Source organism: Variovorax sp. N23, from assembly GCF_025486315.1.
In the GTDB taxonomy this organism is placed as follows: domain Bacteria; phylum Pseudomonadota; class Gammaproteobacteria; order Burkholderiales; family Burkholderiaceae_C; genus Variovorax.
This window is the reverse complement of sequence record NZ_JAOOPY010000010.1, coordinates 158,985-185,848: the sequence shown is the minus strand read 5'-3', so window position 1 is coordinate 185,848 and position 26,864 is coordinate 158,985. Positions and strand designations below refer to the sequence as shown.

Genomic DNA, 26,864 nt, shown 5'->3' with positions numbered 1-26,864 from the left:
GCATGAACCTCACCGCCACCGCCATGACGGCACCCACGCATGACGCACCCGCCACCGCACACCCCGGCGCACGGCCTCCACCGCCGCGCAACGGCGCCGAGGCCCTGCTCGACACCCTGGTCGCCTGCGGCGTCGACACGCTCTTCGGCTACCCCGGCGGCGCCGCGCTGCCGCTGTACGACGCGCTGCACGGCGAGCCGCGCCTGCGGCATGTGCTGGTGCGCCACGAGCAGGCGGCGGTGCATGCGGCCGAAGGCTATGCGCGCAGCACCGGCCGCGTCGGCGTGGTGCTGGTCACCTCGGGGCCGGGCGTAGGCAACACCATCACCGGCCTGCTCGACGCCATGAGCGACTCGGTGCCGGTGCTGTGCATCAGCGGGCAGGTGGCGACCGCCGTGATCGGTACCAACGCCTTCCAGGAAAGCGACGCGCTGGGCATGTCGCGGTCGGTCACCAAGTGGAACCACCAGCTGCGTGCGCCCGACGACGTCCCGGCCGCTGTGCGGCGCGCGCTGCAGATCGCCACCTCGGGCCGGCCCGGGCCGGTGCTGCTCGACGTGCCGAAGGACGTGCAGCTGATGCCGTTGACCGGCGCCGCACCGGCCGTGCCGACCCGCGCGCGCCGCGACGAGGGCCGCACCGCGCGCGCCCTGCCGCCGCGCGGCAGCCTGCAGCGCGCCGCGGACCTGCTGTCGACCGCGCGCCGGCCGGTGCTCTACGGCGGCGGTGGGCTGGTCAACGCCGGGCCGGCGGCGTGCGAGGCCTTCACGCAGCTGGTGCGGCGCCTCGGCGCGCCCTGCACGCTCACGCTGATGGGCCTGGGCGCCTTCCCCGCGTCCGACCCGCTCTTCATCGGCATGCTCGGCATGCACGGCACGCTCGAGGCCAACCTGGCGATGCACGAGGCCGACCTGGTGGTGTGCGTCGGCGCGCGCTTCGACGACCGCGTGACCGGCAAGCTCGACGAGTTCTGCCCGCACGCGCGCAAGATCCACATCGACATCGACCCGAGCAGTATCAACAAGGTGGTGAAGGTCGACGTGCCGATGGTGGGCGACTGCGGCGTCGTGCTCGACGCGTTGTTGGCCATGCCCGAACTCGACGGCCTCGCGCCCGAGCGGCTCGCGCCCTGGTGGGAACGCATCGCGCGCCGCCGTGCGGTCGACTGCCTGGCCTACGCGCCGCGCGCCGATTCGATCCTGCCGCAGCAGCTCATGGCCACGTTGCAGCAGCAACTCCAGGGCCGCGACGCGATCGTCTCCACCGACGTCGGCCAGCATCAAATGTGGGCCGCGCAGTACCTGCGCTTCGACCGGCCGCGCCGCTGGCTCACCTCCGGCGGCGCCGGCACCATGGGCTACGGGTTGCCCGCCGCGATCGGCGCACAGATCGGCCACCCCGAGGCGCTGGTGGTGTGCGTCAGCGGCGACGCGTCGGTGCTGATGAACATCCAGGAACTGTCGACCGCCGTGCAGCACGGCACCCCCGTCAAGCTGGTGCTGTCGAACAACGGCTACATGGGCATGGTGCGCCAGTGGCAGGAGCTCAAACACGGCAACCGCCTCTCCCACAGCTGGAACGAAGCGCTGCCCGACTTCGTCGCGCTTGCCAAGGCCTTCGGCTGGGGCGCGGCCCGCGTCAGCGACCCGGCCGAGCTCGACGCCGCGCTGGCCACATGCCTGGCCTACGACGGCCCCTTCTTCCTCGACGTGCAGGTGGCCGCGCAGGAGAACTGCTTCCCGATGATGCCGGCGGGCCAGGGCCATCACCGCGTGATGCTCGCCAAGGACCGCTGGCACGAGGAAGGCTGAACGCGCCCGAGCGCATGGGTTGACTCAGCGCAAGCCCCGGCGCCCGGCGCTCCGGCACGCTTGCAGGCATGGCTGCCGTGCAGCCCTCCACCCCGCTCAAGGATGTCTCCATGGAAATCAAGGTTCCCGGTTCGCACGCGGAGGGACGAGGCCGGCCGGCGTCGGCACCGCCGCCGATGGGCTTTCTCGGCCATGCCACGCGGTATCTGTTCTTCACGGGCAAGGGGGGCGTCGGCAAGACCTCGCTGTCGACCGCGGCCGCGCTGACCCTGGCCGATGCCGGCCAGCGTGTGTTGCTGGTCAGTACGGACGCCGCGTCGAACCTCGACGAGATGCTCGGGATCGCGTTGCGCAACATCCCGACCGCCGTGCCCGGCGCGCCGCGTCTGTCGGTCCTGAACATCGACCCCGACACGGCGGCCGAGTCCTACCGGCAGCGTGTCCTGGCGCAGATGGGCGCGGACGCCAGCCCCGCCGAACGGTCGACGGTGCGCGAGCAGCTGTCCGGCGCCTGCACCACGGAGATCGCCTCGTTCGACGAGTTCGCCACCTTGCTGTCCGAAGACGACGCGCGCTTCGACCACATCGTGTTCGACACGGCGCCCACCGGCCACACCTTGCGGCTGCTGAGCCTGCCCAAGGCCTGGAGCGGCTTCCTCGAAGGCAACGACCGCGGCGCCTCCTGCCTCGGCCCGCATTCAGGCCTGAAGATGCAGGAGGAGCGGTTCAAGGCCGCGCTGGCGGCACTGAGCGATCCGGCCCGCACGACCGTGGTCCTGGTGACGCGGCCGGACCAGGGCGCCATGGCCGAGGCAGCGCGCAGTTCCGAAGAGCTGAATGCGCTGGGCCTGCACAACCAGCGTCTCGCGATCAACGGCGTGTTCCATGCCAGCGACCGCAGCGACGCCGTGGCGGGTGCCATCGAGGCGCTGGGACAGCAGGCGTTGAAAGACATGCCCGCGTCCCTGCAGGCCTTGCCCCAGGACACGATCCCGTTGCGGGCCTTCGACACGGTCGGCCTGCCGGCCCTGCGCGCACTGCTTTCACCCCGGCAAGCGGCGGTCGCCGTGGCCCCGCCCGTCGCCCTGGCGCCGATCGCCGCCGACCATGACCTGGCGACATTGGCCGATGCGCTGGCCGCCGTCGGCCATGGGCTGATCATGGTGATGGGCAAGGGCGGCGTGGGCAAGACCACCATTGCTGCGGCACTCGCGCTGGGGCTGGTGCAGCGCGGCAAGACCGTGCACCTGAGCACCACCGATCCGGCGGCGCATCTGGAAAGCACCCTTGGTGGCGCATTGCCCGGTCTGCGCCTGGACCGCATCGACCCCAGGGTGGAGACGCAGCGCTATGTCGACAAGATCATGGCGGCCAGGTCGCCGAGCCTGGACGCCCAGGAGCGCGCGCTGCTGCTGGAAGACCTGCGCTCGCCCTGCACCGAGGAGGTGGCCGTGTTCCACGCCTTCTCGCGCATCGTCAACGAAGCACGCAGCGCCTTCGTGGTGCTGGACACGGCCCCCACGGGGCACTCGCTGCTGCTGATGGACGCCACCGGCGCGTACCACCGCCAGATGATGCGGGAGTTCGAGGGCAAGAATGCCGGGCATGTCGTGACGCCCCTGATGCGGCTGCAGGACGGCAACTACACCCGGATCATTCTGGTGACCCTGCCCGAAGTGACACCGGTGTCGCAGGCCGCTGCACTGCAGGACGATCTGCGTCGCGCCGGCATCGAGCCCTATGCCTGGGTGCTCAACCGGAGCGTGCTGGCGGCCGGCACCCACGACCCTTTGCTGGCCGCGCGGCTGGTCGGCGAGCGCAAGCAGATGGCGCGCATGGCCGATGGGCTGGCCAAGCGCAGCTTCGTCGTGCCGTGGCTGACCAGGCCGCCCATCGGCATCGCAGAACTGACCAGGATGGTGAGCGCGCCGAAAGCCGGTGACGCGGAATGAAGAAGGCCCGTGCTCCAGCGTGGAGCACGGGCCTTCTTCGCGCGACAGGACACTGTCGGCGCAGGTTTTGGGCAAGTTTTAGAACGGAATGTCGTCGTCCATGTCGTCGAAGCCCGACGACGACTTGGCGGGGGCCGGGGCCGGACGCGCGGCCGGTGCGCGCGGCGCCGCGGCGGGGGGGCGCGAGTAACCGCCACCGCCACCGCCACCGCCACCACCTTGCGAATAGCCGCCGTCGTCGTCACCGCCGCCACCGCCCGACGGGCCGCCCATGCCCTGGCGGCTGCCCAGCATCTGCATCTGGTCGACGCGGATGTCGGTGGCGTACTTCTCGACGCCGTCCTTGTCCTGGTACTTGCGGGTGCGGATCTGGCCTTCGACGTAGATCTGCGAGCCCTTGCGCAGGTACTGCGCGGCGATTTCGGCGAGGCGGCCGTTGAACACGAGGCGGTGCCACTCGGTCGCCTCCTTCATCTCGCCGCTCGCCTTGTCCTTCCACTTGTCGGTGGTGGCCAGCGTCACGTTGCAGATCTGGTCGCCGCTCGGGAAGGTTCTGGTTTCTGGGTCGCGACCGAGGTTGCCGACGAGGATGACTTTGTTGACCGATGCCATGTGCACTGCCCCTGATGAAGGAATGGAAGGGAAGGAAAAAGAGAACCGGTGATTATCCACGCCGCGCGCCCGCCAGGGCCGCGGGCGGCGAGGAACATTCAGAATCGACGCGGTGAACCACGAACCCGACTTCTTCCAGAATCTCCGCGCCGAGCTCTCCAGCTTTCGCCTGTGGGTCGACCGCGCCATCGTGCTGGGCTACGCGGTGACGGCCGGGCTGTTCGTGGTCGGCTTCACGATGGCGAGCGAATGGGCCTTCTCGCACTTCCAGTCGCTGTACGGCCGCCATCCCTGGGCCGTGCTGATCTGGACGCCGGCACTCACCGCCGCCATCGTCTGGGCCACGCGCCGGTGGTTTCCCGGCGCCTCGGGCTCGGGCATTCCGCAGGTCAAGGCGGCGCTGGACCCCGACCTGCCGCCCGAGCAGCGCGGCCTGTTCGCCTCGCTGCGCCTCACGGTCGCCAAGATCGGCCTGGGCGCGGCGGGCTTCCTCGCCGGCCTGTCGATCGGCCGCGAAGGCCCGTCGGTGCAGGTGGCGGCGGGGGTGTGCAGCACGCCAGGCGCTGGCTGTCGCCGCACAGCACCATCGACACGCGCTCGCTGCTGGTGGCCGGCGGTGCGGCCGGCATCGCGGCCGGCATCGCGGCCGCCTTCAACGCACCGCTGGCCGGCGTGGTGTTCGCCATCGAAGAACTGAGCGGCCGGCTGGAGGCGCGCTCGAGCGGCGTGATCATCACGGGCATCGTGCTGGCCGGCCTGGTGGCGGTGTCGGCCTTCGGCAACCTGAGCTACTTCGGCGTGATCCGGGTGCCGCCGGTCGGCTGGAACCTGCTCGGCCCCGGCCTGGCGGTCGCCTTCGCCAGCGGCGTGGCGGGCGGGCTGTTCGCCCGGCTGATGATCGCGTCGCTCACCGGCGCCCCGCAGCGCCTGAACCGCTGGCGCGCCCGCTGGCCGGTGCGCTTCGCGGCCGCCGGCGGCCTCGCCATCGCCGTGATCGGCCTGGTCACCGGCGGCGTGACCTTCGGCGCCGGCTCCGAGGCGGTCAAGCAGATGCTGGCCGGCCACGACGAGCTGACGCCGCTCTACACGCTGCTGAAGTTCGTCGTCACCTGGCTCTCGGCCTGGGTCGGCGTGCCGGGCGGCATCTTCGCGCCCGCACTGTCGATCGGCGCGGGCATCGGCGACGGCATCGCGCAACTGGCGGGCGCCGACCTCGGCCCGGCGCTCATCGCCATGGGCATGGCCGGCTTCCTGGCCGCGGTGACGCAGGCGCCGCTCACCGCCTTCATCATCGTCATGGAAATGGTCGACGGCCACTCGATGGTGCTCAGCCTGATGGCCAGCGCCATGCTCGCGAGCCTGGCGTCGCGCATGATCAGCCGGCCGCTGTACGAGGCACTGGCCGAGCACATGGTGGCGGCCGCCGCCGGACGGTGGACCGAGGCGAAAGCCGTCCCGGAAGGCCGCTCGCGCACGGACTGAATCGCGCCTGGGCGCATCGTCCGGCGGACAGTGCGGGCACAATGGGCGCCTGTTCCCTGCGCGGCGAACGAACACAGGCCACACGGAGCGGCCCGACGCCGCGCAATGGACCTCCACCAGCCGGCCCACACCGGGTTCCGGCGACGCATGATGGCTATGGATTCGACGACTGATAGCAAACTGGGAGAGCGCCACGCGCCACTCACCACGCTGGTCCTGACCGCCCTGCGCGAACGCATCCTGAGCGGGGCGCTGGCGCCGGGCGAACGGTTGGTCGAAGGGCGACTCTCCGAGGAGCTGGGTGTCTCGCGCATGCCGGTGCGCGAGGCGCTGCGCGCGCTGGCCGCCGAAGGCATCGTGGCCATCGAACCGCGGCGCGGTGCCACGGTCACCACCTTCACGCAGGCACAGATCAAGGAGATGGTCGAAGTGCGCGCGACGCTCGAGGCGCTCAACGCCAAGCTGGCGGCACGGCGGCACGACCCGGCGCAGATCGCCAGGCTCGAGCGCATCCTGACCGAAGGTTCGCAGCTCACCAGCGACGACGACCTGACGCGGATCTCGGCGCTCAACCTGAGTTTCCACGAGGCGCTGGGCAATGTGGCCGCCAATTCGGTGCTGCAGGAGATCATGCGTTCGCTGCGCGAGCGCACCGCCCTCTTCTTCACGGTGAACAACCGGGAACGCATGCGGCAGAACTGGGAAGAGCATGCCGCCATCCTGCGCGCGGTGGTGGCGGGCGATGCCGAACTCGCCGCCTTGCTGGCGGCGCGCCATGTCTACAGCGCCGCGGAGCTGCCGCCGTCGGTTCAGCCGCCGACGCCGGCTTGAACGCAGCGGCGGCGCTCAGCCGCCGCGCTCGCCGAGCCGGCGCCAGGCCAGGCCGGCCAAGGCGACGTCCTCGAGACCCACGCCCACCGATTTGTAGAGCGTGATCTCCTCGCGGGTGCGGCGGCCCGGCACACGCCCGGCCACCAGTGCCGCCAGTTCGACGATCTTTCCGGGCGGCAGCACCCCTTCACCGGCCTGCACCAGTTCACCGGCTTCGCGCAGCGACTGCACGCGCCATTCGACCGCCACCAGCGAAGCCCGTGCGAGGGCGACATCGTCCAGTTCACGCGTGTGCGGCAGGCTGGAGCCGATGGCGGCGACGAAGACGCCCGCCGGCAGACGTTCGCCAGCGAACAACGGCGTGACGGCACGCGAGGCCGTGACCACGATGTCGGCGCCGTCCAGCGCTTCGTCGACGCCGCACAGCCGCACCGGCACGCCGCATTGCGCCGACAGGCGAGCGGCCAGATCGGGCGCCGGGTTCGGCGTGCAGACGCGGATGTCCTCCAGCGCGAAGGCGGCCGCCATCTGGATGGCGTGCGCCTGCCCCTGCGCGCCCGCCCCGAACAACGCCAGGCGGCGCGCGTCGCCCCGCGCGAGGTGGCGCGCGGCGAGCACCGAGCACGCGGCGGTCCGAAGCCGGGTGATGGCGCCGGCGTCGAAAGAGGCCAGCGGGCGGCCGTCCTCGGTGGAGAACAGCAGGATGACGAAGGAGAACTGGCCCTTGATCGTGGTGTAGACCTTGGCGCCCGCCACGCCCTGGCCCGGGATCACGGCGCCCAGCGTCGACAGCTTGACGCCGCCCGCCTCGGTGCGGATGCGCGCCTGCATGGCGGCCGCGCCTTCGTCGAAGCGCACGAATGCATCACGGAGCACCGCCTGCGCATCGGCCGGGGTGACGAGCGCATCGATCATCGCGTCGGAAATGTGTTGCAAGAAATACTCCTTGGGGAATCAGGCGCCGAAGGCTTCGCGCAACAGCAACGCGGTGGCCCCGAAGGCCGACAGGCCCAGCAGGACGCCGCGCACGGCACGGCGCGAGACGCGGCGGTTGAGCGGCCCCGACAGGGCGAAGCCGGCCACCATGAGCGGCAGCAGCCAAGCACTGAGCCACACCTCATGGCGCCCGAAGCGCCCCACGCTCGCCAGCATCACGAGCGAGAAGGCGGCGCCGACGAAGAACACGCAACCGAGCGTGGCACGCAGCCGGGGCGGCGGCAGGTACTGCATGACCAACGCGAAGGGCGGCGCACCGGCGGACGTGATGGTGCCCATCAGCCCGGACGCGATGCCGGCGCCGACCATGTTGCCGCGCGACGCCTCGATGCGGCGCCCGCTCAGGCTCAGCGCCACGCCGGCGAGGATGAAGAGCGCGAACAGCACCGTCAGCAACTCGCCCGGCAGCAGCAGCAGGCACACGGCTGCGCCGAGCGTGCCGACCACGCGGCCGATCAACGCGACGGCGGCGGCGCCCCAGTCGATCTGGTCGAACTCGCGCAGTGCCGACATCAGGGCCAGCGGCCCGCCGAGCGCGAGCAGCGGGCCGGGTGCGAGCTCGGGATAGAAGAGTGCGGCGATGGGCGCGGAGAACATCGCGAAGCCGACGCCGCCGATCCCCTGAAGGCAGGCACCGACCAGCACCATCGCGGCCATGCCGGCGTAGTGGCCGAGGCTCATGCCGTCCGGCAGCAGCGCGGCGATCATTTCCTGGCGTCGCGCGGTTGCCAGGACACGGCGATGTCGCCGTTGACGAAGGTCTGGCAGGCCATGCGGTAGCCCTGCGTCACCTCGGCCTCGGTGAGGTGCTTCTTTTCCTTGGGCTTGATGGCGTCGGTGTGCTCGATGCCCGTCTCGACGAGGCACTTGCAGGTGCCGCACAGGCCGCCGCCGCACTTGAAGGGGATGCCGCCCTGCTCGCGCAGCGAGATGCGCAGCAGGTTGCCGCCCGCCGCCGCGGACACGACCTTGGCGTCGTTGCTCAGAAAGGTGATCCGGATCATGGAGGCGGGTGCCCCGGGCGTCGCCGCGGTGTTCATGTGCGCACCAGCGTCACGTCGGCATCGCCTTCGCGCACCAGCTGCCGCAACGCATCGCGTGCCAGCGACACGGTGTCGAACTTCTCGAGGAACTTGGTGGGCACGTGGTTCACGACTTCGGGCGGCGTCTCGTCGATCACCGTCACCTTGCACGGCGCCTGAAGCTCGGCGATCACGAAGCGCGCCTTGCAGCGGCCGAAGAAGAGGTACTCGAAGGATTCGACGGGCCGAAGGCCGTCGACGGGTTCCGTGCGGAACTGCCCGGGCTTGCTGGTCAATATCACGTACATGGGGAGGCTTCGATCTCAGGCGGTCACGGCGTCGTCCTGGGCCAGCTCGATGTCCTGCTGCACCCAGAGTTGGCAGGCCAGCCGGTAGCCGGCGGCGAGCCGCTCGCCCAACTGCTTTTTTTCCTTCCAGTTGGGCGGCGGCAGGTGCTCCATGCCCGCGATCACGCGGCAGGCGCACTTGGAGCACTTGCCCATGCCGCACTCGTAGCGCAGGTGCGGATAGGGGAACTGCTTGATGCCCGCGCGCACCACGAGGTTCGTGTTGTCCTTGACCTCGTCGCGGTAGACCTGGCCGCCTTTGTGGAAGGTGATGATCGGCATGCGGGCTCGGCGGCGTGGCGGGGGCGGGGCTCAGGCGGCCTGGAGCACCGGCTGCGCGGCTTCCTCGGCCATCACGTAGTCGTGATAGAGCGCGGTGGTGTAGAGCAGCCGCATCTGGGCGCCGATCTCGCAGATCTTCAGGCAGCGCTGTTGCAGTTCGACCGTGTTGGCGTGTTCCAGCACGATCTGGTAGCCGCGCTCGCCGTGGATCTCGTCCGAGACGATGTGCAGGTCGAAGAACTCGACCTCCTCGTCGCTGAAGCCGTACTTCTCGCGCAGCGTGGGCGTCTGCTTGCGGTAGATGGACGGCACCTGCGATTCCAGGCCGACCACCAGGCCGGCCACGGCGACCACGGGGTCTTCGCGCATCGCCACGGCATAGCACCAGCTTTGCAGGCCGCGGGTGGTGGGCGACATGTTGTCGGGATCGACCACGCGCTCGCGGGTGGTGCCGCAGGCTTCGGCGAAGCGGATCAACAGGTCGGTGTGGCGATCGCCGCCGATTTCCTCTTCATACATGTTGGCCAGCAGGAAGTCCTTGGCCTCGGTCATGTGGTCGGGCGTGCGGGCGTACAGGTAGCCCAGGTAGTCGGCGAAGGGGCCGACGTAGTGGTAGTGGTTCTCGGCCCAGCGGGCCAGATGGGCGCGGCTCAGGGTGCCGCCGGCCCAGGCCAGGCTGAAGGGGGACTTGTTGGCGCTCTTGCCCTTGATGGCGTTTTCGAGGGCGGTGCGGAATTCATCGCGGTTCATGAGTGCGGACATGGCGGAGGCTCCAGGAATGGCGGGAGTGGGTTGGCGGACGAAGTACGGCAAGAGCTCGCATCTCGTTGGTATACTGTATCCCAACATGCCAGCCAGTGCAAGCGCCGCCAACTCCCCCCTCGCTCCGCTACGGGCTTGCCGGCGAGCGGCTTGAAAAGCATATTGGTATACAGTATTCTTCTCGTCGCCTCATCTTAAGCCGACGACCCATGACCCTCGCTCCCGCCCCTCTTTTCCAGAACCACATCGATGGCGCCTGGGTGTCCAGCGCAACCGGCCAGACCTTCGAGAGCACGAACCCGGCCGACGCCCGCGAGGTGGTCGGCCGCTTCCAGTCCTCGTCCGCCGAGGACGCCAGCGCTGCCGTCGCCGCCGCGCAGGCGGCATTCGACGGCTGGAAGAAAACGCCGATCTCCAGGCGGGCCGCGATGCTCAACGCTGCGGCGCTGTACCTGGAGACGCATGCGGCGGCATTCGCGGAAGAACTGACGCGCGAAGAGGGCAAGCCGCTCGCGCAAGCCAAGGACGAGTTCCTGCGCTCGGCCCAGACGATCCGCTTCTATGCGGTGGAGGGCCAATCCTTCTCGGGCGAGACCTTCCCGCAGGACGATCCGGACATGGTGGTCTACAGCCAGCGCGAGCCACTGGGCGTGGTCACCGTCATCAGCCCCTGGAATTTCCCGGTGTCGATCCCGGCGCGCAAGATCGCCCCCGCGCTGATCACCGGCAACACGGTGGTCTTCAAGCCGTCGTCCGATGCGCCGCTCTCGGGCCTGCGTCTGGCCGAAGCCTTCATCCAGGCCGGCCTGCCCAAGGGCGTGCTGAACTTCATCACCGGCCGTGCGTCGGAGGTCGGCCCCGTGATCACCGAGTCGCCGGCGGTGCGCGCCATCTCCTTCACCGGCTCGACCGCCGCCGGCGAACAGATCCATCGCGCCGCCGCCATGACCACGCGCACGCAGATGGAGCTGGGCGGCAAGAATCCGCTGATCGTCATGGACGATGCCGACCTCGACAAGGCCGTCGACCTCGTCATCAAGGGCGGCCTCTCGCTCAGCGGTCAGGCCTGCACCGGCACCAGCCGTGTGCTGGTGATGAAAAGCGTGAAGGCCGCTTTCACCGACAAATTGCTGACGCGGGTGCGCGCGCTCAAGATCGGCAGCGGCATGACGCCCGGCATGGACCTGGGCCCGCTCGCGACGAAGAAGCAGCTGGAGACGGTGCTCCGCTATATCGCCATCGGCCGATCCGAAGCCACGCTGCTGTGCGGCGGCGAGCCGCTCACCGACGGCGACTTCGCCCACGGCTTCTACGTCACACCGGCCGTCTTCACCGATGTGACGCAGCAGATGCGCATCGCGCGCGAAGAGATCTTCGGCCCGGTCATCGCCCTCATCGAAGTCGACGACTACGACGACGCGATCGCCAAGGCCAACGACACCGAGTACGGCCTGTCCGCCGCCATCGCGACCACCAGCCCCGTGGTCGCGCACCGCTTCGCGCACGACATCCAGTCGGGCACGGTGAAGATCAACCGAACCACCACCGGCAACCTGATCAATGCGCCCTTCGGCGGCCTGAAGCGCTCGAGCACCTCGACCTTCCGCGAATCGGGCCGCACCGGCCTGGAGTTCTATACGCAGATCAAGACCGTCTATCGCGGCTGCTGATCCCCCGACCCTCCTCCTGCAAAGACCCGCATGAAAACCGCACTCAAGCTCGAACTCGAAGAAGCCCGACTGATGATCGACGCCGCCATCCGCAAGGCGAAGGAGATCGGCGTGCTCGAGACCATCTGCATCGCCGACGACGGCGGCTTCCCGATCGCCATGGACCGGATGAACGGCGCGCGCATCACCGGCCCGCAGATCGCGTGGAACAAGGCCTTCACCGCGGCCGGCCACAAGCGCTCGACCCACCTGTTCACCACGCCACCCAACGGCCCGGCCCTGCCGGGCAACGAGGCCTTCGGCATCCAGCTGAGCTTCGAGGGGCGCTTCGCCGCCTTCGTGGGCGGGTTCCCGATCGTGGTGGATGGCGAGGTCATCGGCGGCGTGGGCCTGTCCGGCGGCAACGGCGAGCAGGACACGGCGTGCGGGCTGGCCGCGCTGCAGGCGCTGCATGAACGGCTCCAGGGCCAGGGCCACACGGTGACGGTCCAGGCCGACATCAAGAAATAAGGCGCGCGCGCCCCGACGACGAAGGACCGCCCCATGGCCTATCGCATCCGGCTGCTGGAGACGGCAGAGACTTTCGATGCCGAGCCCGGCGAATCGGTGCTGGACGCCGCACTGCGCCAGGACCGGCGGCTGCCCCACGAATGCCGCTTCGGCGGCTGCGGCACCTGCCGCATCCAGCTGGTCGAGGGCTCGGTGACGTATGACGAGTTCCCGCCCGGCCTCACGCCCGAAGAGGCCGCCGAGGGCTACGCGCTGGCCTGTCAGGCGCGGCCGGCGAGCGACCTGGTGATCAGCGCCGCGCGGCGCCTGCCGCCCTGCTCCGAGCCGGCGCGCCACATGGCGACGGTGAAGGCCGTGCGCCCGCTCGGCCACGACGTGCTGCACCTGGCCCTCGAGCTCCCGGCCGAGGCGCAGCTGCTCTATCGGGCCGGCCAGTACATCAACATCCTGCTGCCCGACGGCCAGCACCGCAGCTTCTCGATGGCCTCGCGGCCCCATCCGCAGGCGCTCGACTTCCACATCCGCCGCATTCCCGAAGGCCGCTTCACCAGCGGCCACGCGGCGCGACTTCAGCCCGGCGACCCGTTGCCGGTGGAGCTGCCGCACGGCACCTTCTGCTACCACGCGGAGGACTACCGGCCGTTGATCATGGTCGCGACCGGCACCGGCCTGGCGCCGATCAAGAGCATCCTCGAGTCGCTGATGGACGACGACGACTGCCCGCCGGTGAGTCTCTACTGGGGCATGCGCACCGAGGCCGACCTGTACCTGCACGAAGAGATCGCGTCGTGGGGCGATCGCCTGTGCGACTTCCGCTACGTGCCGGTGCTCTCGCGCGCTGGCGCCGACTGGGAGGGCCGGCGCGGCCATGTGCAGGACGCGGTGCTGGCGGACCTGGACGATCTGTCGGAGCACGCCATCTACCTCTGCGGTTCGCCGACGATGATCGGCGATGCGAAGCGGGCCTTCCTGGCCCACGGCGCGAGCATCGACCACCTGTACAGCGACAGCTTCACCTTCCAATCCCCGCTCGCGGCCTGACGGGCCGCAAGGACACGATCCATGGACCTCGGCATCGCGCAGCGCACGGCACTGATTTTCGGCGGCAGCCGCGGCATGGGGCGCGCCTGCGCACGGCAGCTCGCGCTCGAAGGCGTGCGGGTGACCATCGCCGCACGCACCGAAGCCACGCTGCGCCAGACCGCGGCCGAACTGTCGGCCGAGACCGGCACACCAGTGGCCTTCGCCGTCGCGGACATCACGACCGCGGCAGGGCGCGACGCCGCGCTGGCCGCCTGCGCTGCGCCCGACATCCTGATCAACAACGCCGACGGCAGGCCGCCGGGCGACTTCCGCGACTGGTCGGCGGACGACTGGCACGCGGCCCTCGACGCGATGATGCTGGGGCCCATCGAGATGATCCGCCGCACCGTCGACCCGATGATCGAACGCGGCTTCGGCCGCATCGTCAACATCGTCTCGCGCAGCGTGAAGACGCCGCAGGCCGAACTGGGGCTGTCGAACGGCGCGCGCTCCGGGCTGGTCGGCTTCGTCGCCGGCCTGGCGCGCCAGACGGTGCGGCACAACGTGACGATCAACAACCTCCTGCCGGGCGTGTTCGCGACCGATGCGCAACGCCACCACATCGACGCCCTGGTGAAGACCGAAGGCAAGACCTTCGAGCAGCTGTGGGACGAGCGCGGCCGCAACAACCCGGCCGGCCGCTTCGGCCGTGCCGAGGAAGTCGGCGCGTTGTGCGCCTATGTCTGCTCGGCGCATGCCGGCTACATCACCGGACAGAGCCTGCTGATCGACGGCGGTGCGTATCCAGGCACGTTCTAGGGGGCCGCCGGCCTGCTCAGGCCAGGGCGGTCGCCTGCTCCAGCGCCTCCAGCCGGCTCGCGACCTCGTCCACGCTGAGCACGTCACCGAAGAAGAGCATCCAGTTGTGCAGCGACTGCACATGCTCCTCGGGGGTCACGGCCGAGAGCGCGTCCTCGACCATCACGGTGGCGTAGTTCATCATCATCGCGTCGCGGGCGGTCGACTCGCAGCACACGTTGGTCACGGTGCCCCCGATCAGCACCGTCTCGATGCCGCGCGCCTTCAGCTCGTCGTCGAGCGTCGACGAGCCCGGCACCAGGGCGCTGTAGCAGCGCTTGATCACGCGCGGGTCCCCGGGCTGCGCATCGAGCCCGGGCGCGATCTCGAAGCCCGCATGCGTGCGGCCGAGTTCGAGCAACCGGCGCGCGCTGCGCTCGGGCGTCAGCATGGAGGCGTGGTGATGCGACCAGAAGCGGTCGGCGCCATCGGCGCAGGTCAGCACCCAGATGACCGTGCCGCCCGCCTCGCGCAGGGCCGCGGCCAACTGGTTGACCTTGCCGAAGGTGGCACGCGCCGGCGCGCACTCACCCATGAAGCCCGGCTGCGTGTAGTAGTTCTGGAGGTCGACCACCACGAAGGCCGTGCGACGGGCATCGAAGCGCGGGTACGGGTGCAGGCTTCCCTGCCGCGCCATCACGCGGTCGACGATCCATGCGGGAAATTCCATGTGTTCTTTCGTTCGGGGAGAGATCAGCCGTAGCGGCGCGACAGGGCGTGCTCGACGCGAGCGATGACCAGGTACATCAGGGCCGACATCAACGCCAGCACGACGATCGCGGTCATCACGATGTTGAGCTTGAAGACCTGGCTGCCGTTGACGATGAGGAAGCCCAGGCCCTCGCTGGCGGACTGGAACTCGCCCACGATCACGCCGACGAGCGACAGGCCGATGTTCATCTTCAGCGCCGCGATCAAGGTGGGCACGCTGCCGGGCAGCACCACCATGCGCAGTACCTGTGCACGGCTCGCGCCGAGCGTGGTCGCCAGTTTGATCTTGTTGGGGTCGGTCGACTGGAAGCCTTCGTAGGCCACCATGATGGTCACGAAGATCGCAATGGCCACGGCCATGCCGTACACCGAGTACTCGGAGCCGAGCCAGATGTAGAAGATCGGCACGAAGGCGATCTTGGGCATGGCGTTCGCGACCACCAGGAAGGGGTCGAGCACCTTGTTGGCGAAGCGCGACCACCACAGCCCGGCCGCGATGGCGATGCCGAACACCATGCTCAGGACGAAACCGACCAGGGTCGCCTTGAAGGTCGCCCAGGTGTGCGTCAGCAGGTTGCCGTGCAGCAGCAGGTCGACGAAGGTCGGCCACAGTGCGCTCGGGTAGCTGGTGAGCATCGGGTTGACCATCTTGGTCTTGGCGAGAATTTCCCAGAGGCCGAAGAAGGCGACCAGCAGCAGCAGCCGGCATGCGAGCACCAGCGTCTTTTCGCGGCGCTGGCGCGCAAGCCAGGTCGCATAGGCGGCGCTCGGTGCCTTCACCGGCGCGGCGGCCGATGCCGAAGCGGCCACGTGGGGGATCGTCAGGGTGGGGGGCATGTTCATCTTTGCGCTTGCGTTTCAGCCTTCGACGTGGACGTCGAGTTCGTCCCAGAGCGTGCTGAAGTAGGTGTTGAATTCGGGAAGGCCACGTGCTTCGAAGGGCGTGGGCCGCTTGCCATGGCTGGGGAACTGCATGAGGTGCTCCGACTTGATGCGCCCCGGGCGGCGCGACAGCACCACCACGCGGTCGGTCATGGCGATCGCCTCGCCGATGTCGTGCGTCACCAGCACCACCGACTTGCCTTCGCTGCGCAGCACCTCGACCACCTCGTCGGCGATCGCCAGGCGCGTCTGCGAGTCGAGCGCGGAGAAGGGCTCGTCGAGCAGCACCACGTCGGGGTTGGTCACCAGCGTGCGCGCCAGGGCCACGCGCTGGCGCATGCCGCCGGACAGCTGGCGCGGGTAGTGGTGCAGGAAATCACCCATGCCGCACTTGTGCAGCAGGTGGATGGCGCGCTCGCGCGCCTCGCGCATGTTGCGCTTCTGGATCTGCGCGCCGAGCAGCGCGTTGTCGAGGATGCTGCGCCACTCATAGAGATAGTCCTGCTGCAGCATGTAGCCGATGCTGGGCGATGGCCCCGTCACCGGCCTGCCGTCGACCGCCACGCTGCCGCTCGACGGATCGAGGATGCCCGCGATGATCGACAGCAGCGTGCTCTTGCCGCAGCCCGACTGGCCGATGATGCTGACGAACTCGCCCGGTGCCACGGCCAGCGAGATGTCGTCGAGCGCCTGCGTCTCGCCCTGCAGCGTGAAGTAGCGCAGCGACACGTTGCGCACGTCGATGCGCGGGCGCCCAGGCGCCGGAATGCCTGCCGCCGCCATCACTTGGCCTTGGTGGCGAAGTCGGTCACCACGACCTGCTCGTACTTCACGCGCTTGGCGCTTTCGAGCACCCCGCTGGCCGTGAGCATGTCCTGCAGTTGCTCGACGGCCGCCTTCTCCACCAGCGGCGAGGTCTTCCACAGCTTGTAGCCGCGGTAGCGGTCAATGGCCTTCACCAGCTCGGGCTGCGACATGCCGGGGAAGTACGCCGCGATCTGCCGGGCCAGGTCGGCCGCCGGCGCGGACTGCACGTACTTCTGTGCGCGCGCCACCGCGTTCGTCCAGGCCTGCAGCACCTCGGGGCTCTTCTGCATGAAGGTGTCGGTGGTGGTGAACACCGTGTAGTCGACGGGGCCGACCTCGCTGCCGATCGATGCCATCACGTAACCGTTGCCGTCCTTCTCCAGGTTGCCGGCCTCCGGCTCGAGGAAGATGGCGTAGTCGTTCTGGCCGGCCATCCAGGCGCCGGTGCGCGCAGCCGGGCCGATGTTGTTGACCAGCTTCAAGTCCTTCTTCGGGTCCAGGCCGTGCTTGCGCAGAGCGGCCTCGAGAAAGACGTCCGGGTTGGAGCCCGGGCGGAAGGCCATGACCGATTTCCCCTTGAGCTGGTTCCAGTCGAACGGGCCGGTGACCGGCTTGCGCGCCATCAGCAGGAAGCCGTCGGTGGCGGTCAATCCGGCGAAGATCTTCGGCTTGGTGGGGGATTCGCTGTTGGCCACATAGATGGAGGCCTCCGGCCCGATCAGCACGATGTCGGCACTGCCCGAAAGCAGGGCGGCCATGCCTTTGTCGGTGCCCTGCGATGTCTTCATGCCCACGTCCAGGCCGGCGTCCCTGAAATAGCCCTGGTCGAGGGCGACGTACATCGGCACGTACAACACCGAGCGGATGACCTCCTCGTAACGCACCTTGACGAGCGGCTTGGCCGGCTGGGCCGCGGCTCCGCCCACGCAAGCGAGCAGGCCGGCCACCACCGCAAGGGCGGGCATGAGGCGGGCGAGGGCCGACGGACGGCGCAGAAACAGGGACATGGCGATGACTCCTCAGTTGAATTAGTCAATACAGTATGCAAAACGCGAGCCAGAAAGCAACCTTGCGCTGCAGCACGAAACCCGCCCGGCGCGCCGTCCGACGCACTGAAAGGGCGCCTGTCCACCAAATATTCCCTCTGATAGAGCGTCCCCATGGGGGGAATTTGCACCATCGCGACGCACGCCGGACGGGCTCCACCGTGTTTACCCCGTGGCCTGTTTTTTGCGTACTTGGAATACTGTATACCGTTTGAGTTGCCGTTTTCTACAGAACAATCCACCCCTCACGAGGTCCTTCCCATGGATTCCATCACCATCACCGCTGCCCACTGGGTCTACCTGCTGGGCGTCGGTGCCATCGTCCTGACGATGATCTTCCGCGCCAATGTCGTCGTGCCGTCCATCATCGCCACCTTCTGCGTGGCCCTGGCGTGGACGCACAGCCCCATCGCCGCGCTCGGCAGCATCTTCAATGCGAGCTTCGTCGCCGCGAAAGAACTGTTCAACATCTTTCTGGTCATCGCGCTGATGACCGCGCTGCTGAATGCACTGAAGACACTGCAGTCCGACATTCGCATGGTGGAGCCGTTCCGGGCGATCATGAAGAACGGCCACATCGCCTACTTCGTTCTCGCCGGCATCACGTATGTGATCTCGCTGTTCTTCTGGCCCACCCCCGCCATCCCGCTGGTGTCGGCCGTGCTGCTGCCGGCGGCCATCGCTGCCGGGCTGCCGCCACTGGCCGGGGCTGTCGCGATCGCCATTGCCGGCCAGGGCATGGCGCTGTCGTCGGACTACGTGATCGGCGTCGCACCAGGCATCAGCGCTCGCGCGGCCGGCGCCTCGGCCATCGTGGTGGCCGACCGCGCCCTGGTGCTTTCGCTCATCACCGGCGTCATCGCATTGCTCATCGCCTATTTCACGCTGCGCCGCCAGATCCTGCCGGCGAGCAACGCGCTGCTGGTGAAGTGGCAGGCACAGACCGCCAATGGCGAGACCGTCGCCCTCGAGGCTGCAGGTACCTTCGACAAGGCAGAGATTGCGCGCGGCACCAGCCGTGACGCCCCCTTCCTCAGCGAGGCGCAGATCGAGAAGACGCTGACGACCGTCGACGTCCGCCGCGCCCTGTGGTCCAAGGTCTTCGCCGTGCTCACCCCGCTCGCCTTCCTGGCGGTCATCGCCACCATGGTGCTGCCCAAGTTCATGCCCTCGCTCCCTGAACTCAAGGGCGGCGCCGCTGCAACGCTGGTCGGCGGCATGGCCGCCATGCTGATGATCCTGGCCACACTGGCGGCCGAAGGCCCGCGCCAGATGCTCGACGTCAGCGCCGACCACATCACGGACGGCTTCGTCTTCGCCTTCAAGGCCATGGGCTCGGTGCTGCCGATCGCCGGCTTCTTCTTCATCGGCGCGGGCGAAACGGCCGGCCCGATCCTCGGCATGGCCGCCGACGTGAAGCCACCCCACCTCCTGTTCGAACTGATCCAGAGCGCCCAGCACCTGATTCCCCACAACCATGCCTTCGTCGCCTTCGGCGTGCTGATCGTCGGCATGATCACCGGCATCGACGGCTCGGGCTTCGCAGGCCTTCCGCTCACCGGCACGCTCTCCGGCGCGCTGGCGCCGGCCGCCGGCATGGATCCCGCCACGCTGGCCGCCGTCGGGCAGATGGGCGCGGTGTGGACCGGCGGCGGCACGCTGATCGCCTGGTCGTCGCTCATCGCCGTGGCCGGCTTTGCGCGGGTCCCGGTGCTGGCCGCGGTGCGGGCGCTGCTGTTCCCGGTGGTCACCGGCCTCGTCGTGGCCACGCTGTGCGCGGTGGTGCTCTGGTCGTGACCGACGGGGTCCGCGGCGCGCGCTGCATGGTCGCCACCGGCCACCCGCTGGCGGCCGACGCCGCGCACCGCATGCTGCGCAGCGGCGGCAGCGCGGTCGACGCGGCCATCGCGGCCGACGCCGTGCTCGGCGTCGTCGAGCCGATGGCCACCGGCATCGGCGGCGACCTGCTCGCCATGCTGGTGCGGCCCGAGGGTGGTGCAGAGAGCTACAACGGCACGGGCCGCGCCCCGGCCGCCTTCCACCCCGGACTGCTCGACACGCTGCCCGAAGGGCGCATCCCCCAGCGCCATCCCCTGTCGGTCACCACGCCCGGTGCCGTGCAGGGCTGGTGGGATCTGCACCGCGCGCACGGCCGCCTCGACTGGGCACACCTCCTGATGCCCGCCATGCAGGTGGCCCGCAACGGCTTCGCCGTGGCACCGGTCGCCGCGCGCGAATGGGCGCTGTTCGAGCCGGTGTTGCGGCAAGACCCGGCATGCGCCGCCCTCTACCGTGCCGGCGGCGTGCCGAAGGCGGGCGAACGTTTTGCCAACCCGGCGCTGTCCGATGTGCTGGCCGCGATCGCCCGCGAAGGCCCCGACGCCTTCTACCGCGGCATGCCCGCGCAGGCCGCAGCCGCTGCGGTGCAAGGCATGGGGGGCGTGCTGGACGCCGCGGACTTCGTCGCGCACCGCGGCAACTTCTGCGAACCGCTGTCGCAGGGTTTTCGCGATCTGCAGGTGCTGGCCTGCCCACCCAACACGCACGGCATGGCGGTGCTGGATGCGCTGGCCCGCCTCGACGGCCTGCCCCTCGCGGCGAGCGACCCGCAGGTCTTCGTGCAGGCCGTCGGCGCCATGGGCGCGGCCATGCGCCGCGCCAAGGAGACCGTGGCCGACCCGGCCGGCAACACGGTCTGCACCGTGGTCGTCGATGCCGACGGCCTGGCCATCTCGCTGATGAGCAGCATCTTCAAGCGCTTCGGCTCGGGCATTGCCGTCCCGGGTTGCGGCTTCGTGCTGCAGAACAGAGGCTTCGGCTTCTCGGCGCCCGGGCACATCAACGGCCCGGCCCCGGGCAAGCGCCCGTACCACACCGTGGTGCCCGGCGCGGCCCTGAAGGACGGGCGCTTCTACGCCGCCTTCGGCGTGGTCGGCGGCGCCATGCAGCCGCAGGGCCAGGTGCAGCTGCTGCTGCGCATCGCGGCGTGGGGCGAGGCACCGCAGGCCGCTCTGGACGCGCCGCGCTGGCGGCTCGAGTCCGACACCGCGCTCGCCATCGAGGCCGGCATGCCCTCGCCCGTCGTCGAGGCCCTGCGCGCCGCAGGCTACACGGACCCCGTCGGTTCCGGCGAACTGGGCGGCCGCAGCGATTTCGGTGGCGCCCAGTGGGTGATGCGCGACGTCGACGGCGGCCTGATCGGGGCGTCGGACAAGCGCAAGGACGGCCTGGCCCGCAGCGAATAGACGACCGCAGCATGCGGGCGCGGCCGCGCGCCACCGCCCGAAATCCGCCCGGGCACTATCATGCTCGGTTGCCCCGAACGGACCGCCCCCAGTGAATTCGCCCCCCGATGACGTCTACCTCGGCGCCGTGCTCGCGCAGCAGCGCATCAGCATCCGCGGCGCGCGCACGCACAACCTGAAGAACGTCGACCTCGACATTCCGCGCAACAAGCTGGTGGTGATCACCGGCCTGTCGGGCTCGGGCAAGTCGAGCCTGGCCTTCGACACGCTCTACGCCGAAGGCCAGCGCCGCTACGTCGAGAGCCTGTCGGCCTATGCGCGGCAGTTCCTGCAGCTGATGGACAAGCCCGACGTCGACGTGATCGAGGGCCTGTCGCCCGCGATCAGCATCGAGCAGAAGGCGACCAGCCACAACCCGCGTTCGACCGTGGGCACCGTCACCGAGATCCACGACTACTTGCGCCTGCTGTATGCCCGCGCCGGCACGCCCTTCTGCCCCGAGCACCAGCTGCCGCTGCAGGCGCAGACGGTGTCGCAGATGGTGGATGCGACCCTGGCGATTCCCGATGAACCGCGCCTGATGATCCTGGCGCCGGTGGCGCGCGAGAAGAAGGGCGAGTTCCTCGAACTCTTCGCCGAGATGCAGGCGGCCGGCTACGTGCGCTTCCGCGTCGACGGGCAGACCTACGAATACAACGACCTGCCCAAGCTCAAGAAGACCGAGAAGCACGACATCGACGTGGTGATCGACCGGCTGCGCGCGCGCCCCGACATGCAGCAGCGCCTGGCCGAGAGCTTCGAGGCCGCGCTGCGCCTGGCCGATGGCCGCGCCATCGCGATGGAGATGGGCGACGAGGGCGCGAGCGGCAAGGAACATCTCTTCAACGCCAAGTTCGCCTGCCCGATCTGCCACTACTCGCTGGCCGAGCTGGAGCCGCGCCTCTTCTCCTTCAACTCGCCGGTCGGTGCCTGCCCGAGCTGCGACGGCCTGGGCCACCGCGAATTCTTCGACCCGGCCCGTGTGGTCGCCTTCCCGTCGCTGTCGCTCGCCAGCGGCGCGATCAAGGGCTGGGACCGCCGAAACGGCTACTACTTCAGCATGGTCGAGTGCCTGGCCAGGCACTACAAGTTCGACGTCGACGCGCCCTTCGAGTCGCTCGCGCCCGAAGTGCAGCACGCGCTGCTGCAGGGCTCCGGCGAGGAAGAGATCAAGTTCAGCTACACGATGGAGTCCGGCGCCTCGGCCGGCAAGAAGCTGACGAAGAAGCATCCCTTCGAGGGGATCATCCCGAACATGGCGCGGCGCTACCGCGAGACCGACTCCACGCTGGTCCGCGAAGACCTGGCGCGCTACCGCAACCTGCAGCCCTGCCCCGACTGCGGCGGCTCGCGGCTGCGCATCGAGGTGCGCAACGTGTTCCTGGTGGACGAGACGGTGCAAGCGGACGGCAGCATGCCCGAGCGCAAGGCGATCTACGAAGTGAGCCACCTCACGCTGCGCGACAGCCTCGCCTACTTCAAGACCCTCAAGCTGCGCGGCGCCAAGGCCGACATCGCCGACAAGGTGGTGCGCGAGATCGGCCTGCGGCTGCAGTTCCTCAACGACGTGGGCCTGAACTACCTGAGCCTCGACCGCAGCGCCGAGACGCTGTCGGGCGGCGAATCGCAGCGCATCCGGCTCGCCTCGCAGATCGGCTCAGGCCTGACCGGCGTGATGTACGTGCTCGACGAGCCGAGCATCGGCCTGCACCAGCGCGACAACGACCGGCTCATCGGCACGCTCAAGCACCTGCGCAACATCGGCAACAGCGTGATCGTGGTCGAGCACGACGAAGACATGATCGCCGCCGCCGACCACGTGATCGACATGGGCCCCGGCGCCGGCGTGCATGGCGGCCGCGTGATGGCCGAGGGCACCTACGAAGAGGTCAAGGCCAACCCGAACTCGCTCACCGGCCAGTACCTCTCGGGCGTGAAGAAGATCGAGGTGCCGAAGCACCGCACCGCGTGGCTGCCGGTGGTGGCCAAGCCGGCCTTCAACGAAGGCAAGAAGGCCTCGCGCTTTCCGCAGAGCCCGGCGGCCGAACGCCGCGCCGCGCGCGAAGCCGCGCACCTGGCCACGCAGACCGACCTGCAGGAAATCCGCGTGGTCGGCGCGAGCGGCAACAACCTGAAGAACGTGAGCGTCGCGTTCCCGGTCGGCCTCTTGACCTGCGTGACCGGCGTGTCGGGCTCGGGCAAGTCGACGCTGGTGAACGACACGCTCTACAGCGCGGTCGCACGCACGCTCTACCGCGCACACGACGAGCCCGCCGAGCACGAGGCCATCGAAGGCATCGAGTACTTCGACAAGGTCATCAACGTCGACCAGAGCCCCATCGGCCGCACCCCGCGCAGCAACCCCGCCACCTACACCGGCCTGTTCACACCCATCCGCGAGCTGATGGCCGAGACCAACACCGCGCGCGAGCGCGGCTACGGGCCGGGGCGCTTCAGCTTCAACGTGGCCGGCGGCCGCTGCGAGGCCTGCCAGGGCGACGGCGTGGTGAAGGTCGAGATGCACTTCCTGCCCGACGTGTACGTGCCCTGCGAAGTCTGCCACGGCCAGCGCTACAACCGCGAGACGCTCGAGGTCCAGTACAAGGGCAAGAACATCGCGCAGATCCTCGAGATGACGGTCGAGGCCGCGCACGAATTCCTGAAGGCGGTGCCGACAATCGAGCGCAAACTGCACACGCTGCTCGACGTGGGCCTCTCCTACATCAAGCTCGGCCAGGCCGCGACGACGCTCTCGGGCGGCGAGGCGCAGCGCGTGAAGCTCGCGCTGGAGCTGAGCAAGCGCGACACCGGCCGCACGCTCTACATCCTCGACGAGCCGACCACCGGCCTGCACTTCGCCGACATCGAGCTGCTGCTGAAAGTGCTGCACCAGCTGCGCGACGCGGGCAACACCATCGTCGTGATCGAGCACAACCTCGACGTCATCAAGACGGCCGACTGGCTGATCGACATGGGGCCGGAGGGCGGTGCCGGCGGCGGCATGGTGGTGGGCGAAGGCACGCCGGAAGACATCGCGGCGAACGAGGCGAGTCATACCGGGCGCTACCTCAAGCGCTTGCTGTCATGAAGACGCGGGCGTCTGCGCAGTCAGGGCGTCAGCCGCGCCACCTGCTCGACTGAGCAACCCGCATCGGTCAGTGCCTTGCGCGTGTGCTGCTCCAACGCCGGAGCATCGAGTATCACGCGATCGGGCTCGGTCGCGAACTTGATCGGATTGCCCAGGCTGCATCGTCGCCGGTCTCGGATTCGATGCGCATGTCACGCACCGCGAGTTGCGAGCAGCCTGGGGCTGCTGGGCTTCGTGTACTTGCTGGGCGCCGGACTTCGTTGAGGCCGGCAGCAAATAAGTGGGGCATCAAGACGTGGTGCACCCACGCGCAAGATGGCGCGAAGCCTCCCCCCCTAGGATCACCTCACCGTGATCCAAGCGACCTTCCAGCCCCTTCGCCACATGTCTTTAGCGCCCCACGTCCAGCGCTCCGCCGCGCCCGGATCCCTGATCGATCCGAGCCAATGGTTTGCACTGCAGGTGATGGGCCGGCGCCACGAGACACGTGACATCGTCGTTTTTGACTTGGCGCTGGCCGATGGCGCGACGCTGCCGGACTTCACGGCCGGTGCACACCTCGAAGTGAAGGTCGGCGGGCTGATCCGCCACTACTCGCTATGCAGTTCGCCCGAAGACCGCGCGCACTACCGCATCGCGGTGCAGCGCGAGACGGCCGGGCGCGGTGGCTCGGTGCTGCTGTGCGACACGTTCGGCCCCGGCGACACGCTGGAGGTGCGCGGACCCTTCAACCACTTCGCGCTGCAGTGGTCCGCCGCGCAGCCGCCGCTGTTGCTGGCCGGCGGCATCGGCGTGACGCCCCTGCTGTGCATGGCGCTGGAACTGACGGCTGCGGGGCTCGACTTCGAACTGCACTTCAGCGGTCGCTCGCTGGAGCACATGGCCTTCCTGCCGCTGCTGCGCTCGGGCGTGTTCGGTCACCGCGTACACCTGTACGCCGACGACGGCCGGGGCGTGGCGCCGATCGACCTGCCGACGCTGCTGGGCAGCGGCATGCCCGGACGGCACCTCTACGTGTGCGGGCCGGGCGGGATGATCGATGCGGCCGACCGCATCGCGCGCGCGCAAGGCTGGGTCGGCGACCACATCCATTTCGAGCGCTTCGGCGCACCAGCCGCTCAGCCGCCCGCCGCCGCCGACAGCAAGGCCTGCGAGGCCTTCGAGGTCGAGGTCGCCTCTACCGGCAGGCGCATTCCGATCGCGGCGGACCAGAGCATCGTGCACGCACTGGCCGCGGTCGGCGTGCACATCCCGATGTCGTGCGAGGTCGGTGTCTGCGGCAGTTGCCGCACCCGGGTGCTGGCCGGCGTGCCCGACCACCGCGACCTGCTGCTTAGCCCGGAGGAGCAGGCGGCGAACACCGAATTCACGCCCTGCTGCTCGCGCTCGAAGACACCGCTTTTGGTGCTCGACCTCTGAGAGCGCGAAACCCCTCCTTGATTTTCAACACATCACGAGCATCCCGATGGCCCTGATTTGCGAACACAACCAACGCCGTGCCCACGTCGAACCCACCGCCCTGCACACGCTGCGCGCCACGCCGCAGAACGTGCACTGGGGTTACTTCGACCCAGCCCAGGCGCCGGCCCTGACGGTGAAGAGCGGCGACCTGATCTACGCCGAGGCCATCACGCACCACGCGGGCGACGCACCCGAGCTAATGATGGACGACGCGGTGTGGAAGATCTTCAAGGAGATCCCCGAGGAGGACCGCAACCCCGGCGTGCACATCATGACGGGGCCGATCTTCGTCGAGGGCGCCAAGCCGGGCGACATGCTGGAGGTGCGCTACCACCGCATGACGCCGCGCAACAACTACGGCTCCAACCTCGCGGCCAACTGGGGCTACCTATACAAGGAGTTCGACGAGAAGGAGCGCGTGACCATCTACGAACTGGACCCGAACTCGAACAACGCGCGCGCGATGTATGCCTATGACTTTCCCGGCAAGTACCTAGTGCCGGGCACCGTCACCGAATGCCCGGTGTGCGACCGGCAGGAGGCGCTCAAGGGCGTGCGCGTGCCGGTGCGCCCCCACCTGGGCACGGCGGGCGTGGCACCCAACGTGCACGGCCGCGTCAGCACCATCCCGCCGGGCCTGCACGGCGGCAACATCGACAACTGGCGCATCGGCGCCGGCGCGACCATGTACTACCCGGTGCAGGTCGACGGCGCGCTGTTCTCAATCGGCGACCCGCACGTGTCGCAGGGCGACGGCGAGATCAGCGGAACCGCCATCGAGAGCTCGCTCAACGTGACGATGCAGATCATCCTGCGCAAGGACTTCTTCTTCCCCTCGCCACTGCTGGAGACCGACGACTCCTTCATCGTGCACGGCTTCGACCCCGACCTGAACGTGGCCACGCGCAACGCCGCGCTCGACATGCTCAAGCTGCTCAACGAGCACCACGGCCTGTCGCGCAACGACAGCTATTCGCTGATGAGCGTGGCGGCCGACTTCGGCGTGACGCAGGTGGTCGACGCCACGCAGGGCGCGCACGTGCGCATCCCGCGCGACATCTTCCCGCCCAAGGGCTTCTGAGCTGAACGCGCCCACGCTGTGAGCAACAGGCTGCGCGAGATCGAATGCTCCGTCTCGGTCGCGGCATCGGGCAGCTTCGTGCGCGCGGCCGGCACGCCATCGGCGTGTCGAAGACGGCCGTCTCGCGCAGCGTGATCGAGCTGGAACAGCGCCTGGGCGCGCGGCTGTTCCAGCGCAGCACGCAGCACCTGGCGCCGCTCTGGCCGCAGTTGCTGGCACGCCATCCGGGGTTTGCGGTGCGTCATCTCTCTTTGTGCACAGCCGTGCGCCGCCGGATCGGCTGAAAGCGCACGAACTCTTGCCATTTCGCGAATTCGCGCCCCGGGTGGCCGGGAAATTGCTCTGT

Annotated in this window: 24 protein-coding genes and 1 pseudogene; 14 read left to right on the top strand and 11 right to left on the bottom strand. The window is 69.1% G+C overall.

The window, feature by feature from the left end:
• Nucleotides 1-2: 2 nt before the first annotated feature.
• Together ilvB and arsA are read left to right on the top strand one after the other, a co-directional pair.
• Entirely contained in the window at nt 3-1,811 is a 1,809-nt protein-coding gene (gene ilvB / locus N8A90_RS16605) for a biosynthetic-type acetolactate synthase large subunit (protein ID WP_262076072.1), read from the top strand.
• Between the two features lie 110 nt (nt 1,812-1,921).
• The gene (arsA, locus tag N8A90_RS16600) at nt 1,922-3,763 is read left to right on the top strand and encodes an arsenical pump-driving ATPase (RefSeq protein WP_410087695.1); all 1,842 of its coding nucleotides are present in this window, start codon (nt 1,922-1,924) and stop codon (nt 3,761-3,763) included.
• Between the two features lie 78 nt (nt 3,764-3,841).
• On the opposite strand, the gene ssb is transcribed toward arsA, so the two are convergent.
• Nucleotides 3,842-4,375 carry a single-stranded DNA-binding protein gene (gene ssb, locus N8A90_RS16595; RefSeq protein ID WP_262076071.1) on the bottom strand — a complete coding sequence of 178 codons (534 nt, stop codon included), beginning with the start codon at nt 4,373-4,375 and terminating at the stop codon, nt 3,842-3,844.
• A 112-nt stretch (nt 4,376-4,487) separates the two neighbouring features.
• Between ssb and N8A90_RS16590 the strand changes: the two are divergent.
• Together N8A90_RS16590 and N8A90_RS16585 are read left to right on the top strand one after the other, a co-directional pair.
• Nucleotides 4,488-5,857, top strand: a pseudogene (locus tag N8A90_RS16590) (chloride channel protein).
• Nucleotides 5,858-6,013: 156 nt separating this feature from the next.
• Nucleotides 6,014-6,688 carry a GntR family transcriptional regulator gene (locus N8A90_RS16585; RefSeq protein ID WP_262076070.1) on the top strand — a complete coding sequence of 225 codons (675 nt, stop codon included), beginning with the start codon at nt 6,014-6,016 and terminating at the stop codon, nt 6,686-6,688.
• 15 nt (nt 6,689-6,703) lie between these two features.
• Here the strand turns inward: N8A90_RS16585 and N8A90_RS16580 are convergent, their stop codons facing one another.
• Genes N8A90_RS16580 through N8A90_RS16555 form a run of 6 tightly spaced genes read right to left on the bottom strand, consistent with a single transcriptional unit; the run spans nt 6,704 to nt 10,097 of the window.
• Nucleotides 6,704-7,624 (bottom strand): ornithine cyclodeaminase family protein, encoded by a 921-nt coding sequence (locus tag N8A90_RS16580; protein ID WP_262076069.1) that lies wholly within the window; start codon nt 7,622-7,624, stop codon nt 6,704-6,706.
• Nucleotides 7,625-7,642: 18 nt separating this feature from the next.
• Nucleotides 7,643-8,392 carry a sulfite exporter TauE/SafE family protein gene (locus tag N8A90_RS16575; protein ID WP_262076068.1) on the bottom strand — a complete coding sequence of 250 codons (750 nt, stop codon included), beginning with the start codon at nt 8,390-8,392 and terminating at the stop codon, nt 7,643-7,645.
• Entirely contained in the window at nt 8,389-8,688 is a 300-nt protein-coding gene (locus tag N8A90_RS16570; RefSeq protein ID WP_262076088.1) for a 2Fe-2S iron-sulfur cluster-binding protein, read from the bottom strand. Before N8A90_RS16570 ends, N8A90_RS16575 begins: the two co-directional genes overlap by 4 nt.
• Before the next feature lie 32 nt (nt 8,689-8,720).
• Entirely contained in the window at nt 8,721-9,014 is a 294-nt protein-coding gene (locus N8A90_RS16565; RefSeq protein WP_262076067.1) for a ferredoxin, read from the bottom strand.
• A gap of 15 nt (nt 9,015-9,029) precedes the next feature.
• Complete coding sequence (locus tag N8A90_RS16560) at nt 9,030-9,335, bottom strand: (2Fe-2S)-binding protein (RefSeq protein WP_262076066.1); 306 nt, start codon at nt 9,333-9,335, stop codon at nt 9,030-9,032.
• A gap of 30 nt (nt 9,336-9,365) precedes the next feature.
• Nucleotides 9,366-10,097, bottom strand: a complete 732-nt coding sequence (locus tag N8A90_RS16555; RefSeq protein WP_262076065.1) for a TenA family transcriptional regulator — start codon at nt 10,095-10,097, stop codon at nt 9,366-9,368.
• A gap of 209 nt (nt 10,098-10,306) precedes the next feature.
• On the opposite strand from N8A90_RS16555, the gene N8A90_RS16550 reads away from it, so the two are divergent.
• The 4 genes from N8A90_RS16550 to N8A90_RS16535 are packed head-to-tail and all read left to right on the top strand — an operon-like array spanning nt 10,307 to nt 14,119.
• Nucleotides 10,307-11,767 (top strand): aldehyde dehydrogenase family protein, encoded by a 1,461-nt coding sequence (locus N8A90_RS16550; RefSeq protein ID WP_262076064.1) that lies wholly within the window; start codon nt 10,307-10,309, stop codon nt 11,765-11,767.
• Nucleotides 11,768-11,797: 30 nt separating this feature from the next.
• On the top strand, nt 11,798-12,277 hold the full coding sequence (locus N8A90_RS16545; protein WP_262076063.1) for a GlcG/HbpS family heme-binding protein: 480 nt from the start codon (nt 11,798-11,800) through the stop codon (nt 12,275-12,277).
• Nucleotides 12,278-12,310: 33 nt separating this feature from the next.
• A complete protein-coding gene (locus N8A90_RS16540; RefSeq protein WP_262076062.1) occupies nt 12,311-13,318 on the top strand; it encodes a 2Fe-2S iron-sulfur cluster-binding protein in 1,008 nt (335 codons plus the stop codon).
• Between the two features lie 21 nt (nt 13,319-13,339).
• The gene (locus N8A90_RS16535; protein ID WP_262076061.1) at nt 13,340-14,119 is read left to right on the top strand and encodes an SDR family oxidoreductase; all 780 of its coding nucleotides are present in this window, start codon (nt 13,340-13,342) and stop codon (nt 14,117-14,119) included.
• Between the two features lie 16 nt (nt 14,120-14,135).
• Here the strand turns inward: N8A90_RS16535 and N8A90_RS16530 are convergent, their stop codons facing one another.
• From N8A90_RS16530 to N8A90_RS16515, 4 genes are read right to left on the bottom strand one after another with little or no spacing between them, the layout of a single operon-like run.
• Nucleotides 14,136-14,828 (bottom strand): cysteine hydrolase family protein, encoded by a 693-nt coding sequence (locus N8A90_RS16530; protein WP_262076060.1) that lies wholly within the window; start codon nt 14,826-14,828, stop codon nt 14,136-14,138.
• 23 nt (nt 14,829-14,851) lie between these two features.
• Nucleotides 14,852-15,706, bottom strand: coding sequence for an ABC transporter permease (locus N8A90_RS16525; RefSeq protein WP_262076059.1), 855 nt, complete (start codon nt 15,704-15,706; stop codon nt 14,852-14,854).
• 21 nt (nt 15,707-15,727) lie between these two features.
• On the bottom strand, nt 15,728-16,534 hold the full coding sequence (locus N8A90_RS16520) for an ABC transporter ATP-binding protein (RefSeq protein ID WP_262076058.1): 807 nt from the start codon (nt 16,532-16,534) through the stop codon (nt 15,728-15,730).
• The gene (locus N8A90_RS16515; protein WP_262076057.1) at nt 16,534-17,565 is read right to left on the bottom strand and encodes an ABC transporter substrate-binding protein; all 1,032 of its coding nucleotides are present in this window, start codon (nt 17,563-17,565) and stop codon (nt 16,534-16,536) included. Before N8A90_RS16515 ends, N8A90_RS16520 begins: the two co-directional genes overlap by 1 nt.
• A 300-nt stretch (nt 17,566-17,865) precedes the next feature.
• Here N8A90_RS16515 and N8A90_RS16510 point away from each other — a divergent pair, with 300 nt between their 5' ends.
• From N8A90_RS16510 to N8A90_RS16485, 6 genes are all read left to right on the top strand, one after another.
• Nucleotides 17,866-19,401 (top strand): hypothetical protein, encoded by a 1,536-nt coding sequence (locus N8A90_RS16510; RefSeq protein ID WP_262076056.1) that lies wholly within the window; start codon nt 17,866-17,868, stop codon nt 19,399-19,401.
• A complete protein-coding gene (locus tag N8A90_RS16505) occupies nt 19,398-20,849 on the top strand; it encodes a gamma-glutamyltransferase family protein (protein ID WP_262076055.1) in 1,452 nt (483 codons plus the stop codon). Before N8A90_RS16510 ends, N8A90_RS16505 begins: the two co-directional genes overlap by 4 nt.
• 91 nt (nt 20,850-20,940) lie before the next feature.
• On the top strand, nt 20,941-23,976 hold the full coding sequence (uvrA, locus tag N8A90_RS16500; protein WP_262076054.1) for an excinuclease ABC subunit UvrA: 3,036 nt from the start codon (nt 20,941-20,943) through the stop codon (nt 23,974-23,976).
• A 384-nt stretch (nt 23,977-24,360) separates the two neighbouring features.
• Nucleotides 24,361-25,395 (top strand): PDR/VanB family oxidoreductase, encoded by a 1,035-nt coding sequence (locus tag N8A90_RS16495; protein WP_262076053.1) that lies wholly within the window; start codon nt 24,361-24,363, stop codon nt 25,393-25,395.
• A gap of 46 nt (nt 25,396-25,441) precedes the next feature.
• Entirely contained in the window at nt 25,442-26,518 is a 1,077-nt protein-coding gene (locus N8A90_RS16490) for an acetamidase/formamidase family protein (protein ID WP_262076052.1), read from the top strand.
• A 44-nt stretch (nt 26,519-26,562) separates the two neighbouring features.
• Nucleotides 26,563-26,802 (top strand): LysR family transcriptional regulator, encoded by a 240-nt coding sequence (locus N8A90_RS16485; RefSeq protein ID WP_316044023.1) that lies wholly within the window; start codon nt 26,563-26,565, stop codon nt 26,800-26,802.
• Nucleotides 26,803-26,864 lie beyond the last annotated feature (62 nt).

What these genes read in the sequence shown, in the direction of transcription:
- ilvB (WP_262076072.1), top strand. Translation starts at nt 3, where the DNA reads ATGAACCTCACCGCCACCGCCATGACGGCACCCACGCATGACGCACCC.
- arsA (WP_410087695.1), top strand. Translation starts at nt 1,922, where the DNA reads ATGGAAATCAAGGTTCCCGGTTCGCACGCGGAGGGACGAGGCCGGCCG.
- ssb (WP_262076071.1), bottom strand. Translation starts at nt 4,375, where the DNA reads ATGGCATCGGTCAACAAAGTCATCCTCGTCGGCAACCTCGGTCGCGAC.
- N8A90_RS16585 (WP_262076070.1), top strand. Translation starts at nt 6,014, where the DNA reads ATGGATTCGACGACTGATAGCAAACTGGGAGAGCGCCACGCGCCACTC.
- N8A90_RS16575 (WP_262076068.1), bottom strand. Translation starts at nt 8,392, where the DNA reads ATGATCGCCGCGCTGCTGCCGGACGGCATGAGCCTCGGCCACTACGCC.
- N8A90_RS16570 (WP_262076088.1), bottom strand. Translation starts at nt 8,688, where the DNA reads ATGATCCGGATCACCTTTCTGAGCAACGACGCCAAGGTCGTGTCCGCG.
- N8A90_RS16565 (WP_262076067.1), bottom strand. Translation starts at nt 9,014, where the DNA reads ATGTACGTGATATTGACCAGCAAGCCCGGGCAGTTCCGCACGGAACCC.
- N8A90_RS16560 (WP_262076066.1), bottom strand. Translation starts at nt 9,335, where the DNA reads ATGCCGATCATCACCTTCCACAAAGGCGGCCAGGTCTACCGCGACGAG.
- N8A90_RS16555 (WP_262076065.1), bottom strand. Translation starts at nt 10,097, where the DNA reads ATGTCCGCACTCATGAACCGCGATGAATTCCGCACCGCCCTCGAAAAC.
- N8A90_RS16550 (WP_262076064.1), top strand. Translation starts at nt 10,307, where the DNA reads ATGACCCTCGCTCCCGCCCCTCTTTTCCAGAACCACATCGATGGCGCC.
- N8A90_RS16545 (WP_262076063.1), top strand. Translation starts at nt 11,798, where the DNA reads ATGAAAACCGCACTCAAGCTCGAACTCGAAGAAGCCCGACTGATGATC.
- N8A90_RS16540 (WP_262076062.1), top strand. Translation starts at nt 12,311, where the DNA reads ATGGCCTATCGCATCCGGCTGCTGGAGACGGCAGAGACTTTCGATGCC.
- N8A90_RS16535 (WP_262076061.1), top strand. Translation starts at nt 13,340, where the DNA reads ATGGACCTCGGCATCGCGCAGCGCACGGCACTGATTTTCGGCGGCAGC.
- N8A90_RS16530 (WP_262076060.1), bottom strand. Translation starts at nt 14,828, where the DNA reads ATGGAATTTCCCGCATGGATCGTCGACCGCGTGATGGCGCGGCAGGGA.
- N8A90_RS16525 (WP_262076059.1), bottom strand. Translation starts at nt 15,706, where the DNA reads ATGCCCCCCACCCTGACGATCCCCCACGTGGCCGCTTCGGCATCGGCC.
- N8A90_RS16520 (WP_262076058.1), bottom strand. Translation starts at nt 16,534, where the DNA reads ATGGCGGCGGCAGGCATTCCGGCGCCTGGGCGCCCGCGCATCGACGTG.
- N8A90_RS16515 (WP_262076057.1), bottom strand. Translation starts at nt 17,565, where the DNA reads ATGTCCCTGTTTCTGCGCCGTCCGTCGGCCCTCGCCCGCCTCATGCCC.
- N8A90_RS16510 (WP_262076056.1), top strand. Translation starts at nt 17,866, where the DNA reads ATGGATTCCATCACCATCACCGCTGCCCACTGGGTCTACCTGCTGGGC.
- N8A90_RS16495 (WP_262076053.1), top strand. Translation starts at nt 24,361, where the DNA reads ATGTCTTTAGCGCCCCACGTCCAGCGCTCCGCCGCGCCCGGATCCCTG.
- N8A90_RS16490 (WP_262076052.1), top strand. Translation starts at nt 25,442, where the DNA reads ATGGCCCTGATTTGCGAACACAACCAACGCCGTGCCCACGTCGAACCC.
- N8A90_RS16485 (WP_316044023.1), top strand. Translation starts at nt 26,563, where the DNA reads ATGCTCCGTCTCGGTCGCGGCATCGGGCAGCTTCGTGCGCGCGGCCGG.